The sequence below is a fragment of the Microbacterium sp. genome, from assembly GCF_049661145.1.
Taxonomy (GTDB): domain Bacteria; phylum Actinomycetota; class Actinomycetes; order Actinomycetales; family Microbacteriaceae; genus Microbacterium.
In genome coordinates, this window is record NZ_JBASZT010000169.1 from 1 (window position 1) to 1,509 (window position 1,509).

The 1,509-nt window shown below is 73.3% G+C and carries 1 protein-coding gene and 2 pseudogenes; all 3 read right to left on the reverse strand.

What is annotated here, in order from left to right; all coding sequences use genetic code 11:
• Window positions 1-432, reverse strand: a pseudogene (locus WBP48_RS07635) (FAD:protein FMN transferase); the annotation flags it as partial.
• Window positions 429-929, reverse strand: coding sequence for an FMN-binding protein (locus tag WBP48_RS07640; RefSeq protein WP_424438458.1), 501 nt, complete (start codon window positions 927-929; stop codon window positions 429-431). The gene WBP48_RS07640 and the pseudogene WBP48_RS07635, both read right to left, overlap by 4 nt.
• 13 nt (window positions 930-942) lie before the next feature.
• Window positions 943-1,509, reverse strand: a pseudogene (locus tag WBP48_RS07645) (oxidoreductase); the annotation flags it as partial.

Consider the following 1,509-nt stretch of genomic DNA (forward strand, 5'->3'; position numbering starts at 1 on the left):
CACCCGCACGTCGCCGCCGGCGTTCAGTCCCACGGCCGTGACGCCTGGCATCGTCAGCAGCGGGACCAGCCACCGCTGCGCGGCGACGTCGGCGGCCCACCCCTTGACGTATCCCGTCGGGTCGAACCAGCCGTCCCGCCACGCGGAGAACCTGCCGGCGGTGGCGGCCTCGACCGCGCGGCAGGCATCGGCGACCGCCGACACCCGGGGATCGAGATCCTCCAGGCGCGCGGCGCCGGTGCGCAGCCGGTGGATGTCCGATGAGGTGCGGAACGGCGAGAACACGGCCTCGAGCTCGGACAGGTGCGCGAAGCACGAGGCGATCGCCGACTCGACCTGTGGCGGGTCGGAGGGTGTGCCGATGACGTGCGCGCTGAACACCGTGCCCATGAGCTCGGCGGTGCGGGCCAGGCGTGCGACGGCGGGGCTCATGATGCGGCGTCGATCGCGCTCTGCAGGGACGCGGCGTACCCCTTCGAGGTGTACGTCGCGCCGGAGACCATGTCGATCTGCGCGGACTGCGCGCTGAGGGTCTCGGAGACCAGCTGCGGGATCGCCCGGGACGAGATCTGCGCGTCCCGGTTGTTGCCGGAGGGGTACACCGGCACCGTCACCGCCGTGATCTGCCCGCCGCTGACGGTGATCTGCACCTGGACGTCGCCGTACCGCGTCTGCACCGCGTCGCCGTCGAACACGCCGTCGGCCAGTCCGGTGCCACCGGTCGCGGCGGACTCGGTCGCCGAGGGCGTCGGGGTGGTCGTGGTCGACGGCGACGCCGTCGCGGTCGACGGCGACGCCGCGGCCGACGAGTCCGCCGCGCCGGCATCCACGACGGCGACCGACGCCGACTCGCCCAGCGACGTCCGGTAGCTCAGGAGCAGCACCAGCCCGCTGACGGTCGTCAGCAGGGCGAAGATGATCTTCTTCATCGGGTCTCCGATCTCAGATGGTGAAGGATTCGTCGTGGATGCGGTCGGCGGGAACGCCCGCGCGGCGCAGGTCGGCACGCAGACTGTCCATCCACGGTCCCGGCCCGCAGAGGAACACGTCGCGCTCGGCGATGTCGGGGGCGACGAAGCGCAGCAGCTCGGCGCCCGGCCATCCGCTGTGCGACGCGGGCATCCAGCCGCCGCCGGGGGCGCGCCGTCCGTCGAGGGCGTAGTGGATCAGGCCCCGCTCCCTGACGAGCCGGCGGATCGCATCGGAGCGCATCCGCTCGTGCTCGTCGTGGTCGCGGGTGAGGAGGATCGCCTCGCCGGGGGCGAACGATTCCCCCTCCAGCAGCGCCGTCAGCGGAGCGACGCCCGCACCCGCGCCGATCATGAGCATGCCCGGACGGGTGCGCTTCGCTCCGGTGAGGGTGCCGTAGGGGCCCTCGAACGCGACCCGCGTGCCCGGGCGCAGCGCGGCGATCCGCTCCGTGCCGTCACCGACGACGCGCACCGCGATGGTGTACTCGTCGCGCTGCGACGAGGAGGGGGATGAGGGCGCGACGGCGGACGACGGCGC